The sequence below is a fragment of the Delftia sp. DT-2 genome (assembly GCF_028401915.1).
Lineage (GTDB): Bacteria > Pseudomonadota > Gammaproteobacteria > Burkholderiales > Burkholderiaceae_C > Comamonas > Comamonas tsuruhatensis.
Map to the genome: position 1 here is coordinate 139531 of NZ_JAQOTI010000004.1, position 13433 is coordinate 152963.

A 13433-nucleotide genomic window follows, 5' to 3' on the forward strand; every position below is an offset into this window, starting at 1 on the left:
CCGCCCGCTACATGCTGTTCAACTCCTATCTTTTCCTGCTGCTGTTCCTGCCCATCGCGCTGGCGGGCCACTACCTGGCCGGCGCCATCAGCCTGCGGCTGGCCGCGTTCTGGCTGTGCCTGACGTCCTTCGTCTTCTATGGCTGGTGGAACCCGCAGTTCGTCGCCCTGCTGGCCCTGTCCATTGCCTTCAACTACGTGGTGAGCCGGCTGATCCTGCGCTTTGCCGGCCATGCGCGGCTGCAGGGGCTGGTGACTGCGCTGGGCGTGGGCGCGGACCTGGCGGCACTGTTCCACTACAAGTACTTCGCCACGCTGTTCAACTTCCTGGGCGAATGGGGGCTGACGCAGGGCGGCATGCACGAGCTGATCCTGCCCCTGGGCATCTCGTTCTTCACCTTCACCCAGATCGGCTACCTGCTGGACTGCCGCTCGGGCATCGTCAAGGAACGCAGCCTGCTCAGCTACGTGCTGTTCGTGACCTTCTTCCCGCACCTGATCGCGGGGCCCATCCTGCACCACAAGGAAATGATGCCGCAGTTCGCGCAGCCGGATAACTACCGGTTCCGCGCGGACAACCTGTCCATCGGGGGCACGCTGTTCGTGATCGGCCTGGCCAAGAAGGTGCTGCTGGCCGACGAGATCGCACCCTATGCGGACGCCGGCTTCGCCGCGCCCGGCGAGCTGCAGTTCTGGGCCGCCTGGGGCGCCAGCCTCAGCTACGCGCTGCAGCTGTACTTCGACTTCTCGGGCTATTCGGACATGGCCCTGGGCCTGGCGCGCATGTTCGGCATCCGTTTCCCGCTGAACTTCAACTCGCCCTACAAGGCCGGCAGCATCATCGACTTCTGGGCGCGCTGGCACATGACGCTGACGCGTTACCTCACGGCCTACCTGTACTACCCCGTGGCCATGGCCATCTCGCGCGCACGCGAAAAGCGCGGGCTGTCCGTGGGATCGAGCGCCGCGCGCACGCCGGGCGGCTTTGCGGCCACCATCGTCGTGCCCACGCTGTTCACCATGGGGCTGGCGGGCATCTGGCACGGCGCCGGCCTGCAGTACGTGATCTTCGGTCTGCTGCATGCCTTCTACCTGTCGGTCAACCATGCCTGGCGCATCTTCGTGGTCAGCCGCAAGCCGGCCGCCGCCCGCAAATCGGGCCGGGGCGTGCAGGCGCTGTGCGTTGTCATCACCTTCATCGCCGTGCTCATCGCACAGACCTTCTTCCGCGCCCACGGCGTGGGCGACGCCATGCTGCTGCTCAAGGGCATGGCCGGCCTGCGCGGCGTGGAGGCGCTGGAGTCGCTGTCCCACGTCCAGGGCCTGGCAATGGGCGATGCCATCCGCCTGGCCATAGGCCACCATATGCAGCTGGCCCTGGTGCTGCTGCTGCTGGCCATTGCCTGGTTCACGCCCAATGCCCACCAGATCCTGGGCCGCTTCTCGCCCGCCATGTTCAAGGTGCAGGAGGCGCCCCAGGCCTGGATGCGCTGGCGCCCCAGCGCGGGCTGGACGGCCGTGACCCTGGTCCTGCTCTTCCTGTGCCTGGTCAACCTGCACAAGGAAACCCGCTTCCTGTATTTCCAGTTCTGAAACGCCTGTTGGAGAAAAAAGCATGTCCCACAATGACATCGAAACCAAGATTGCCCAGATCATCGGAGCCATCATCCTGACCTCGGTCGAGCCCGATACGCTGCTGCTCGAATCGGGCCTGGTGGACTCGCTGTCCGCCGTGGACGTGGCCCTGGCCATCGAGAAGGAATTCGGCGTCAAGATACCGCCATCGGAGATCGACCTGCACCTGGAGTCCGTGCAAACGCTGGCGCAGTACGTGGCCGAGCAGCGCAAGGCGTGATGAGACGCCGGCACTGTCGGCCCGGCCTGCGCAGCCATCCCCATCCACCCACCGCCGCAAGGAGCCCGCATGCGATTCAGTTTTGACCGCTTCGACTTCATCGAGCCCGACGCCGGCACGCAGCGGCCGGCCGTCATCGATGCCGCCGGCACGCTGGACTGGCAGCAACTGGCCCAGGCCGTGGCGCGATGGGAGCAGCAGGCGCTGGCGCGCGGCGCTCGCCGCGACGAGCCGCTGCTGATCACGGGGCACAAGGAGACCGCGTTCCTCGTGGCCATCCTCGGCTGCCTGCGCCTGGGCGTGCCCTTCGTGCCGGTGGACGTGATCAACCCGCCCGAGCGCATGGCGCGCATCGCCACGCTGGTGCAGGCCGGCCTGCACTACGACGCGCAGGCCCGCAGCTTCCTGGACACCGGCATCGCCGCGCAGCCGCTGCAGGAAAAATCGCTGGCCTACATCATGTTCACCTCGGGCAGCACGGGCGATCCCAAGGGCGTGCAGATCGGGCGCGAGAGCCTGGGCCTGTTCGCCGGCTGGATACGCGACTGCCTGGCCCTGGGCGAGGCGCCGGTGTTCATGGACCAGATGCTGTTCAGCTTCGACTTTTCGCTGTTCAACTGGATGGGCGCCCTGGTCACGGGCGGTGCCTGCGTGCTGTGCGCGCGCGAGACCATTGCCGACCGCCAGGCCTTTGCCGCCTACCTGGCGCGCACCCATGTGAACGTCTGGGCATCCACGCCCTCCTTCGTGCGCCAGCAGCTGCTGGATGCCGACTTCGACCAGCAGCACCTGCCCGACCTGCGCGTCTTCGTCTTCGGCGCCGAATCGCTCACGCCCACCGTGGCCGAGGCGCTGTGGAGCCGCTTTCCCCAGGCGCGCATCATCAACTCCTACGGCCCCACCGAGGCCACCTGCTCCACCACCTGGGTGGAGATCGACCCCGCGCTGCGCCAGCGCGCGCCGCTGCCCTTTCCCATCGGCCGGGCCAAGCCCTATGCCGACGTCTTCCTGGACGAAGGCGAGATCTGCGTGGCCGGCGACCACGTGATGCGCGGCTACCTCAACCGCCCCGACCTGCACGCCACACGCATGTTCATGCGCAACGGCAAGCGCGGCTACCGCACGGGCGACCTGGGCGAGATCGACGGCGAGGGCCTGGTCACCTTCCACGGCCGGCGCGACGACCAGATCAAGATGCACGGCTACCGCATCGAGCTGGCCGAGGTCGATGCCGTGCTGGCCACCCTGCCCGGCGTGCGCGCAGGCGCGGCGGTGGCACTCAAGCGGCCCGATGGCTTCATCGTGCGCATGATCGGCTTCGTGGACCTGGACCGCAGCGGCCCGCCCGGCATGCAGCCCCTGCCCGAAGACCTGGCCGGATGGCGCGAACTGCTGGCCCAGCGCGTGCCGCCCTACATGATTCCGTCGGAACTGCTGGCCTGCCACGGCTTTCCGCTGACGCAGACTGACAAGGCCGACCGCAAGCAACTGGAGCGCATGTACCTCGACTCGCGCATGCGCCCCGCCCAATGAAACAAGGATCTGCAGGCATGACTTCCGTTTTTTCCGCTGTGAGGCGCCAAGCACTGTTCACCCTGGCCGGGCTGGGGGCCCTGTCCTGCCTGCCTGCAGCGCATGCCGAAGGCACGCTGGCCCAGCTGTACGCCGCGCGCCCCCCCGCAGGCTCGTCCTTCGTGCGCGTGGTCCACCCCGACGCGGGCAGCCTGCGCGTGAAGATCGCCGACGGCCCCGAGCAGACGCTGTCCGGCAGCAAGCCGGCCAGCAGCTACGCCATCGTCAAGGGCGACACGCCCTTTGCCATCCAGCTGGACGGCAAGAGCGCCAGCAGCATGAAGGTGGCGCCGGGCAGCTTCACCACCCTGGTGCCGCAGCGCCAGGGCAAGAACGCGGCCACGCGCTTCACGGCCATCGACGACTCCGGCGGCAGCCAGGACGCGCTCAAGGCCGAGCTGCGCTTCTACAACCTGATCGACGATTGCACCGAAGGCGGGCTCAAGATCGCCGGCACGGGCACGCCGCTGTTCACGGGCGTGGCGCCCGCCAGGTCGGCCAGCCGCTCCATCAACCCGGTCAGCGCCCAGCTTGCCGCCATCTGCGCCACTGCGGCCAGCGCGCCGCTGGCACTGCCCCAGCTGCAGCCGGGCGACCACTACAGCCTGTTCATGACGGGTACGGCCGCCGCACCCGTGCTGCGCGGCCAGGCCAGCGCCACCGACACCTATCGCCCCTGACCCAGCCCAAGGAGACCGACACAGACATGCGCACCCGCTCCGTATTGCGTGAAGACCACCTGCTGTTCAAGGAACAGGTGGACCGATTCGTGGCCACCGAGATCCTGCCCCACATCAATGACTGGGAGGCAGAGGGCATCACGCCGCGCGCCCTGTGGCGCAAGGCTGGCGACAGCGGCCTGCTCAATTGCGACCTGCCCCCGCCCTACGGCCAGGGCGGCGACTTCGGCCACGCGGCCGTGGTCATCGAGGCGCTGGCGCGCGCCAACTGCCTGGGCATCGGCTTTTCCATCCATTCCGACATGGTGGCCCCCTATCTCTGGAACTTCGGCACGCAGGTGCAGAAGGACCGCTGGCTGCCGCGCATGGCCACGGGCGAGCTGATAGGCGCCATCGCCCTGACCGAGCCTGGCGCGGGCAGCGACCTCAAGGCCGTGCGCACGCGCGCCCTGCGCAAGAGCGAGAGTGAGGGCGGCGGCTACGTGCTCAACGGACAGAAAACCTTCATCACCAACGGCGTCAACGCCGGCCTGATGGTGGTGCTGGCCAGCACCGAGCCCGACCTGGGCGCGCGCGGCCTGTCGCTGTTCGTGGTGGAAGAAGGCATGAAGGGCCTGGGCAAGGGACCGGCGCTGCGCAAGATAGGCCAGCACAGCCAGGACACCTGCGAGCTGTTCTTCGACGAACTGCACCTGCCGGCCGACCACCTGCTGGGGCGCGAGAACGCAGCCTTCGAGCATGTGACCCAGGAGCTGGCGCAGGAGCGGCTGGCGATCGCGCTGCGTGCGGCGGCCTCCACCGAAGGCATGCTGGACGAGGCTGCCGAGTTCGTGCGCAACCGCAAGGTCTTCGGGCGCCGCGTGCTCGACTACCAGAACACCCGCTTCAAGTTCGCCGACGCCCTGGCCAGGACCACCATGCTGCGCGTCTTCCTGGACGACTGCCTGGCCCAGCACCTGGAAGGCTCGCTGGACTCCGTCACCGCCGCCATGGCCAAGCTCAACGCCACCGAGCTGCAGGGCCAGGTGCTGGACGAGCTGCTGCAGCTGCACGGCGGCTACGGCTACATGGCGGAATACGGCATCGGCCGTGCCTGGGCCGATGCAAGGGCACTGCGCATCTTCGGCGGAAGCAGCGAGATCCTGCGAGAGATCATCGCCAAGCGCTTCTGACCCGGCCGCCTGCCGCTCAGCGCGCGGCGGATTTCCACCCGCGCAGCAGTTGCCGGGCTTCGGGCGTGTCGTTCAGCACCCAGGGATCGATGGCGAAGGCAACGACGCGCTGGGCGCCGTAGTCGCGGGCCACGTCCCATTGGCGACGCACGCGCTCGAAGCTGGCCGTGCGCGCCTGGAAGTCCGAGCCATCGGGCCGCGCGGGCGGCAGTTGCTCGAACAGCTCCACGATGAGATCGAACGGCGCCCTGCGCTCCAGCAGCATCTGCTGCAGCGGCGCCAGCGCCTCGTAGTTGCCCAGGCCCGCCACGCCCACGCCGTCCTGCACCATGGGGCGCAGGGACACGCGGTCCAGCAGGATGCTCCACAGCGTGGGCAGGCTGCCCAGGGTCTGCAGCTGGCTGAAATAGGTGGAGATGCCGGGCACCTGGCCGGATGTGGCCGCTGCCGCCTGGGCCAGCGGTTGCAGCGCGCTCACCAGCAGCTCGATGCGCTCGGGCGCGGCCCAGTGGTACTGCTCCAGCTCGTAGGGGATGTACCAGCCGCGAAAGGCCGCATGGCGCGGCCAGGTGCTGGCGTACATGTGGCTGGTGCCCAGCTCGGCGATATGCGCAAGGTAAGGCGCAGGGCCTGCGGCGTTGTCAAGGCTGATCTGCTTCCACCAGCGCTCGTCATAGGGCAGGCCCAGGTGCACGCCCATGCCCAGTTCGGTGCAGATGTCCAGCAGGTCGGCGATCTGCGCGTCGGCCAGCATCCAGCTGTCCGCCTCGGTATCGCCCAGCAGGCCGCTCCATTGCACGAACAGCTCGCGGCAGCCCAGCGCCTGGGTGGCGGCCAGGCGCTGGCGCCATTGGTCGCGCGGCATCTCCAGATGGCTGCGCCACGGCTGCAGGAAACTGCCCGACACGGGCGCCGAGGCCGCGCAACCGACCAGCGAGGCACAGGCGGCGGCCACGCCGGCGCCGAGGAATTCGCGTCTGGACAAATGCATGTTGGGGACGGCCGCAAGGCTGCGTGAAGGCAAGCGCCAAGAATACAGCCAAGCGGCACCGCCCCGTCCCAAGGGGGCCGGCCCAGCGGGGGTTGACCCGGCCGGGCTGAGGGTTGAATCAGAACCGACGATGAATTGGAGCCAAGGGGACGATGTCCGCGCAGATGTACTGTCGGCCCGAACCAGGCAAGGGCTTGCCGCCATTGGATCAAGTAGAAATGCCTCGCGCCACCCTGGGGTGGCGCGAGGCATTGGCGGGTAGGCCGTTGCCGGCCCTTGCCCTGGCAAGGGCGTTCTCAGGCCTTGGCCACGGCGGCCTCGGAAGGCAGGGCCTGCACAGGCTCTCCGTCCAGGGCGGCGTTGAGCTTGCTGTAGTCCAGCTCGTTTTCCCAGCGCGAGACCACCACGGTGGCCACGGCGTTGCCCATGAAGTTGGTCAGCGAGCGGCACTCGCTCATGAAGCGGTCCACGCCCAGGATCAGGGCCATGCCCGCCACCGGCACCTCGGGCACCACGGCCAGCGTGGCGGCCAGCGTGATGAAGCCCGCGCCGGTCACGCCGGCAGCGCCCTTGGAGCTGAGCATGGCCACCAGCAGCAGCGCGATCTCGTGGCCCAGGGTCAGGTGGGTGTTGGTGGCCTGGGCGATGAACAGCGCGGCCAGCGTCATGTAGATGTTGGTGCCGTCCAGGTTGAAGGAGTAGCCCGTGGGAACGACCAGGCCCACGACGGACTTGCCGCAGCCGGCGCGCTCCATCTTCTGCATCAGCGAAGGCAGGGCCGATTCCGAGGACGAGGTGCCCAGCACCAGCAGCAGCTCGGCCTTCAGGTAGCGTGCCAGCTTGAGCACCGAGAAGCCGCACAGCCGCGCCACGAAGCCCAGCACCACGACCACGAAGAGCAGCGAGGTGATGTAGAACGAGCCCACCAGCCAGGCCAGGTTGACCAGCGAACCCAGGCCGAACTTGCCGATGGTGAAGGCGATGGCGCCGAAGGCGCCCAGCGGCGCAGCCTTCATCAGGATGCCGACCAGCTTGAACACGGGGGCCGTCAGCGCCTCCAGGAAGTTGAGCACGGGCTTGCCGGCGTCGCCGACCATGGCCAGCGAGATGCCGAACAGCACGGCCACGAACAGCACCTGCAGGATGTTGTCGCCCACGAAGGGGCTGACCAGCGTCTTGGGGATGATGTCCATGGCAAAGCCGGTGAGCGTCAGCTCATGCGACTTGGCCACATAGCCCTTGACGGCGGCCTGGTCCAGGTCGGCCGGGTTGATGTTCATGCCCGCGCCAGGCTGCACCACGTGCGCCACCACCATGCCGACCACCAGGGCCAGCGTGGAGAAGAACAGGAAGTAGGCCATGGCCTTGAGGAACACCCGGCCCACCGTGCGCAGGTGCGTCATGCCCGCAATGCCGGTGACGATGGTCAGGAAGATCACCGGCGCGATGATCATCTTCACCAGCTTGATGAAGGCGTCGCCCAGCGGCTTGAACTGCTCGGCGTACTGGGGCTCGAAGTGGCCGAGCAGCACGCCCGCCACGATGGCGACCACCACCTGGAAATACAGCTGGCGGTAGAAGGGCAGCCGCTCGGGGCTGGCGGCGTGGGTGGGGACGGCATGCATGGTGCGGCTCCGGCAGGATTTCTGTGGGGTTGACGCACCACCGAGGTGCGGCAAGTTGCGGGAAGGTGCAGGTTGTACCGCTGGCATCCTCCGGCGCCGATAACCTATTGGTATTAGGCGCAGGCGCTCTCCCAGGGAGAATGGACGCAGAATCAGGGTAATCCCCAACCCCTTCCCGTCCCTGGAAGGCACCAAGCTGGCGCCCAATCGGGCCCAGACCACCATGCCCCAACCCGTTCGACGCCCTTCACGCCGCTCCTTCTGGACCCTGCTGCTGCTGTTCGGCGGCATGCTCGCCTGCATGCTGCTGGCCGGGGAGCTGGTCTACCACCGCGCCCTGCGCGGCGAGGCCGAAAGCGTGCAGCGCCAGCTCAGCCTCTACGCCCAGGCCCTGGGCCAGCGCATAGACCGCTACCGAACCCTGCCCGAGGTGCTGGCGCTGGATGCGCAGTTGCGCGCCGCCCTCACCCACCCGCTGTCCGCCGCCGAGGTCGATGCCCTGAACCGCAAGCTGGAGCAGGCCAACGGCGCCAGCCAGTCGTCCACGCTGACCCTGATCGACCGCCACGGCACGGCCCTGGCCGCCAGCAACTGGCGCGAGACGCGCAGCAACGTGGGCGTGGACTACAGCTTCAGGCCCTATGTGCAGCAGGCGCTGTCGCGCGGCAGCGGGCGGTTCTACGGCATTGGCCTGACCACGGGCCTGCCGGGCTACTTCCTGTCGCAGGCCATCCTGGACGAGCACAACGCCGTCGCGGGCCTGGTGGTGATCAAGATCGCGCTGCTGGAGCTGGAGCGCGAATGGCTGCAGACGCCTGACGTGGTCATGGCCTCGGACGAGCACGGCGTGGTCTTCCTGGCCAGCCAGCCCGGCTGGCGCTACCGCCTGCTGTCACCCCTGAGCCCCGCCGACGAGGCGGACCTGACCGCCACGCGCCAGTACATCGACCAGGAACTGCACCCCATGCGCTACCGGGTGCGCCAGGGCCTGGAGCAAGGCAGCCGCCTGGTGCAGATGCAGGAACCCGCCCTGCCCGGCACCACGCTGTGGCAGACCCTGCCCCTGCCCGGCAGCGACTGGCAGTTGCACCTGCTGCATGACACGCAGGCCAGCACCGTGGCCAGCCGCTGGGCGGCGGCGGCCGCGGCGGGGGGCTGGCTGGCCCTGGGCATGCTGGTGCTGTTCGTGCGCCAGCGCAGGCGGCTGGCCGCGCTGCGCCTGCGCAGCCGCCTGGAGCTGGAGACCGTGCTGCGCCAGCATGCCCAGGAGCTGCGCACGGCCCAGGACGGCATCGTCCAGGCCGCGCGCCAGGCCGACACGGGACTGAGCCGCAGCCTGGAGCACCTGCCCCAGGGCGTGGTGGTGATCGATGCCGACCTCAACCTGGTGGCCTGGAACTCGCGCTACGTGGAGCTGTTCCGCTTTCCCTCCGAACTGCTGCGCACGGGCCAGCCCATAGAGAACCTGTTTCGGTACAACGCCCGGCGCGGCCTGCTGGGGCCCGGCCCCATCGAAGAGGCCATCCACCGGCGGCTGCAGCATCTGCGCAGCGGCAGCCCGCACCTGCGCGAAAGCACCAAGGACGACGGCACGGTGCTGGAGATCCGCGGCAACCCCCTGCCCGACGGCGGCTTCGTCACCAGCTATGCCGACATCACCAGCTACAAGAACGCCGCACGCGAGCTGCGCTCGCTGGCCGATGCGCTGGAGCAGCGCATTGCCGAGCGCACGCGCGACCTGGCCGAGGCCAAGCGCGAGGCCGAGCAGGCCAACCGCTACAAGACCCGTTTCGTGGCCGCTGCCGTGCACGACCTGCTGCAGCCTCTGAACGCCGCGCGCATGTTCAGCTCCCTGCTGCGCAGCCATCTGCATGACGAGGCGGGCCGCCACGTGGCCGACAGCATCGACGGCGCCCTGGCCGCGCAGGACGCCATCCTGGGCAGCCTGCTGGACATCTCGCGCATGGAATCGGGCCAGCTGGAGGTGCGCGTGCGCGACTTCGCGCTGGGCCCGCTGCTGCAGGTCATGCGCCACAACTTCGGCATCCTGGCCGAAAGCCGGGGCCTGCGCCTGAGCGCGGTGGACACGCGCTGCGTGGTGCGCAGCGACGAGGCCCTGCTGCGCCGCATCCTGCAGAACTTCCTGTCCAACGCCATACGCTACACGCGCCAGGGCCGCATCGTCATCGGCTGCCGGCGCCAGGGCCAGCAGTTGCGCATCGAGGTGCACGACCAGGGACCGGGCATTCCCGAGAGCCTGCAGCACGAGATCTTCGAGGAATTCCGCCGCCTGGACGAGGGCCATGGCGACGACCGTGGAGCCGGGCTGGGCCTGGCCATCGTCGAGCGCCTGGGCCGGCTGCTGGGCCATGAGATCGGCCTGCGCTCGCAACTGGGCCAGGGCAGCGTGTTCTGGGTCTGCGTGCCGCTGGGCGACCCGGGCGCCGTGCCGCAGATCGCCGCAAGCGCGCAGACCGGCGACCCGGACCAGGATGCACCGCTGCAAGGCATGAACGCCTGGTATGTGGAGGACGATCCCCAGTCCTGCACCGCCATGCGCGCCCTGCTGCAGCGCTGGGGCTGCAGCGTGCCGCTGGCCGGCGGCCCGGCCGAGGCGCTGGCGCTGGCCGCGCCCGGCGAGGCACCGCAACTGGTGCTGCTCGATGTGCGCCTGGGCCAGTTGCACGGCCCCGATGTCTACGCGCAACTGTGCCAGCGCTGGGGCCAGTCGCCGCCCGTGATCCTGGTCACGGCCGAGCGCGACGGCATGCTGCGCCGCCAGGCGGCCGAGCGCGGCTGGGGCTTTCTGGCCAAGCCCGTGCGCCCGCCCGCACTGCGTGCGCTCATGAGCCAGATGCTGCTGCGCCACCGGTAGGGACACGGCACGCCGCGGCATGGAGTTCAGGCCGTGCCGTCGTTCTCCAGGCTCTTGACCAGCACGGCAGCCTGCGTGCGGCTGTAGCACTCCAGCTTCTTGAGAATGGCCGTCACATGCACCTTGACGGTGTTCTCGGCCAGCCCCAGTTCATGGGCGATCTGTTTGTTGAGCAGGCCGTCGGCCAGGCACAGCAGCACGCGGAACTGCTGGGGCGTGAGCTGGGCCAGCCGCGCGGCCAGCGCGGCGTCGGCCTCGGAGCGCTCGGCGGCCATGGGCGGGAACCAGCTGCCGCCGTCCAGCACTTCCTGCAGGGCCGTGCCTATGGCCTCGGCCGGCGCCGATTTCGGAATGAAGCCCGCGGCACCGAACTGCTGGGCACGGCGGATCACGCGCGGATGGTCGTTGGATGAGATCACCACCACCGGAATGTCGGGGTACTCGCCGCGCACATGCAGCAGCGCGGAGAAGCCGCGCGCGCCCGGCATGGCCAGGTCCAGCAGCACCAGTTCGATCTCGGGGTGCTGCTGCAGCGCCGCCCCCAGGGTCGCAGCGCTTGCGGCCTCCAGCACGGCGAACTGCGGCAGGGCCTCGCGCAGCACATGGATCACCGCAGCGCGGAACAGCGGGTGGTCATCGGCAACGAGCAGGGTGGATTCGGACATGGGCGCGAGTCTGACACGTCTGCAAACACATGCCCGGCTCATGGCCCCCCGTGGAGGCCGGTGGCCGGGTTGCAGGCTGGCACGCCGTTTGCAATCAGTTGCAGCCACAGGCCTGGCAACAGGCGGAAATCTTCCTCCAACCGACGAACAAGGAGCCCTGAATTGACCTTTGAGCCCTCTTGCAAGGACCTGCTGCACAGGCCTGGTGCCCCGGCCCCAACCCAGTGCACGGCAGCGTTCAAGCCGCGAGAGTGCAAAACACAAATTAAGTTTCGTCATAACTGTGTCAAAGACACCACTTTCTGGCCGGTGCAATGGCTGGGATGCGTTGTAATACGCGGCTTAGCCAGTCTGGACTGCCTCGCGCGCGCACCGCAAAGGCACGCCGACACCGGCCGGACCCTGATGCGAAAACGCCACTGTCCCAGGTTTGCCACATAGCCCGCCCAGGGCGTTTGCCTCATCGTCTGCCCCGGTCACAGCACTGGCCAACCGTTTCCACTATCCAACAATGAAAGACTCCTCAACATGAAACGTTCCTTCATCGCACTGGCCGCTGCACTGGCCTGCGCCGGCGCTGCACACGCCCAAAGCTCGGTCCAGCTGACAGGCCTGGTGGACGCCTATGCCGGCTCCATGCGCATGGCTGGCGACGCCAGCGGCAAGGGCGTCGTGGGTTCGGGCGGCATGACCACCTCCTGGTGGGGCATGAAGGGCCAGGAAGACCTGGGCGGCGGCCTGAAGGTCGATTTCCAGCTGACGGCCTTCATGCGCGTGGACACCGGCAGCCCCGGCCGCTTCGACGGCGACCCGTACTTCTCGCGCGATGCCAACGTCGGCCTGTCCGGCGGCTTCGGCACGGTGCGCCTGGGCCGCGGCATGGCGCCCAACTTCCTGCCCACCATCCTGACCAACCCCTTCGGCGACTCCTTCACCATCTCCCCGCTGGTGCTGCACGCCAACGTGGGCACGGCAGCCTGGGGCTCGGCCAACCTGACCACGCCGTCGGACACCGGCTGGAGCAACCAGATCGTCTACAGCACGCCCAAGTTCGGCGGCCTGCAGGCCAACGTCCACTACCAGTTCGGTGAAAAGGGCGGCGACTCCGGCAAGAAGAACATCGGCGTGAACGCCATGTACTTCGGCGGCCCGCTGAGCCTGGTGGCCTTCTACGAACGCGCCCAGATCAGCAACCCCGTGAGCCTGGCCGTCATGCCCACCAAGACCGACTGGATGCTGGGCGGCACCTACAACTTCGAAGTGGCCAAGCTGTACGCGACCTACGGCCAGGCCAAGGTCAAGGACCTGGACCGCAAGAACAGCACCTACTCGCTGGGCCTGGACGTGCCCGTGAGCAGCGCCGGCACCATCAAGGCAGCCCTGGCCCGCACCAAGGCCGGAGTCGGCGCCGTGGACTCCACGCGCACCACGGCCAGCCTGGGCTACGACCACTACCTGTCCAAGCGCACCGATGTGTACACCGTGCTGATGCACGACCGGATCACGGACCTGAAGTCGGGCACTAGCCTGATAGCGGGTATCCGCCACCGTTTCTAAGGCGACGCCTGGCCTGCCAGCACGGGCCGGGGACTTACGTCCCGAACTTTCAGCGAGGCCCTGCCTCGCTTTTTTTTCGGCCTTCTGAAGATCGATAGGGAATTTCTCCCACCGCTTTTTTCACAAACGTCAAGAGAGAAAGCGATTGTCCGACAGCCACGCTGCGCAATCCGGTGTGCAATGGAGTCCAGGCCCAGCCCCATGCTCTGCCTGCGCTGCCAGACAGGAGGTGCACCATGCGCAGACCCAGCCCCTTCGGACGTCATCCCTTCATTGCCTTCACCGCCACGGTATTGCTTGCCGTCGCAGCCAGCGTTGCCACCTTGTGGCTGGACAGCGCCGCCCCGGCCGCAGACACCTTGCTGCAAAAAGACCCGGGCGCCCTGCTGTCGTCGATGTAGGCCCTGCAAGCGCCTGCAAATGCCTGCTCAGCGCCATCCCT

General features: G+C 68.2%; 11 protein-coding genes. 8 read left to right on the plus strand and 3 right to left on the minus strand.

Going from position 1 to position 13433, the window contains the following annotated elements:
• Positions 1-11: 11 nt before the first annotated feature.
• The 5 genes from PO605_RS07920 to PO605_RS07940 all read left to right on the plus strand — a co-directional run bounded on the left by PO605_RS07920 (position 12) and on the right by PO605_RS07940 (position 5278).
• Positions 12-1592 carry an MBOAT family O-acyltransferase gene (locus PO605_RS07920; protein WP_047471910.1) on the plus strand — a complete coding sequence of 527 codons (1581 nt, stop codon included), beginning with the start codon at positions 12-14 and terminating at the stop codon, positions 1590-1592.
• 22 nt (positions 1593-1614) lie between these two features.
• Entirely contained in the window at positions 1615-1854 is a 240-nt protein-coding gene (locus PO605_RS07925; protein ID WP_016449889.1) for an acyl carrier protein, read from the plus strand.
• Positions 1855-1923: 69 nt separating this feature from the next.
• On the plus strand, positions 1924-3387 hold the full coding sequence (locus tag PO605_RS07930) for an AMP-binding protein (protein WP_047471911.1): 1464 nt from the start codon (positions 1924-1926) through the stop codon (positions 3385-3387).
• A 17-nt stretch (positions 3388-3404) separates the two neighbouring features.
• Positions 3405-4106: an alginate O-acetyltransferase AlgF gene (locus PO605_RS07935; protein ID WP_047471915.1), complete on the plus strand. Its 702-nt coding sequence runs from the start codon at positions 3405-3407 to the stop codon at positions 4104-4106.
• Between the two features lie 26 nt (positions 4107-4132).
• Positions 4133-5278 carry an acyl-CoA dehydrogenase family protein gene (locus PO605_RS07940; RefSeq protein ID WP_047471917.1) on the plus strand — a complete coding sequence of 382 codons (1146 nt, stop codon included), beginning with the start codon at positions 4133-4135 and terminating at the stop codon, positions 5276-5278.
• A gap of 16 nt (positions 5279-5294) precedes the next feature.
• Here the strand turns inward: PO605_RS07940 and PO605_RS07945 are convergent, their stop codons facing one another.
• Both PO605_RS07945 and PO605_RS07950 read right to left on the minus strand, forming a co-directional pair.
• A complete protein-coding gene (locus PO605_RS07945) occupies positions 5295-6269 on the minus strand; it encodes a DUF4434 domain-containing protein (protein WP_047471919.1) in 975 nt (324 codons plus the stop codon).
• Between the two features lie 296 nt (positions 6270-6565).
• On the minus strand, positions 6566-7894 hold the full coding sequence (locus PO605_RS07950; protein WP_043791482.1) for a dicarboxylate/amino acid:cation symporter: 1329 nt from the start codon (positions 7892-7894) through the stop codon (positions 6566-6568).
• A gap of 223 nt (positions 7895-8117) precedes the next feature.
• Between PO605_RS07950 and PO605_RS07955 the strand changes: the two genes are divergently transcribed.
• Entirely contained in the window at positions 8118-10769 is a 2652-nt protein-coding gene (locus PO605_RS07955; protein ID WP_272206224.1) for a hybrid sensor histidine kinase/response regulator, read from the plus strand.
• A gap of 26 nt (positions 10770-10795) precedes the next feature.
• Here PO605_RS07955 and PO605_RS07960 read toward each other — a convergent pair whose 3' ends face one another.
• Positions 10796-11434, minus strand: coding sequence for a LuxR C-terminal-related transcriptional regulator (locus PO605_RS07960; protein ID WP_016449908.1), 639 nt, complete (start codon positions 11432-11434; stop codon positions 10796-10798).
• 528 nt (positions 11435-11962) lie between these two features.
• Between PO605_RS07960 and PO605_RS07965 the strand changes: the two genes are divergently transcribed.
• Together PO605_RS07965 and PO605_RS07970 are read left to right on the plus strand one after the other, a co-directional pair.
• Positions 11963-12991, plus strand: coding sequence for a porin (locus PO605_RS07965; protein WP_047469093.1), 1029 nt, complete (start codon positions 11963-11965; stop codon positions 12989-12991).
• Positions 12992-13227: 236 nt separating this feature from the next.
• Entirely contained in the window at positions 13228-13392 is a 165-nt protein-coding gene (locus tag PO605_RS07970) for a hypothetical protein (RefSeq protein ID WP_016449910.1), read from the plus strand.
• Positions 13393-13433 lie beyond the last annotated feature (41 nt).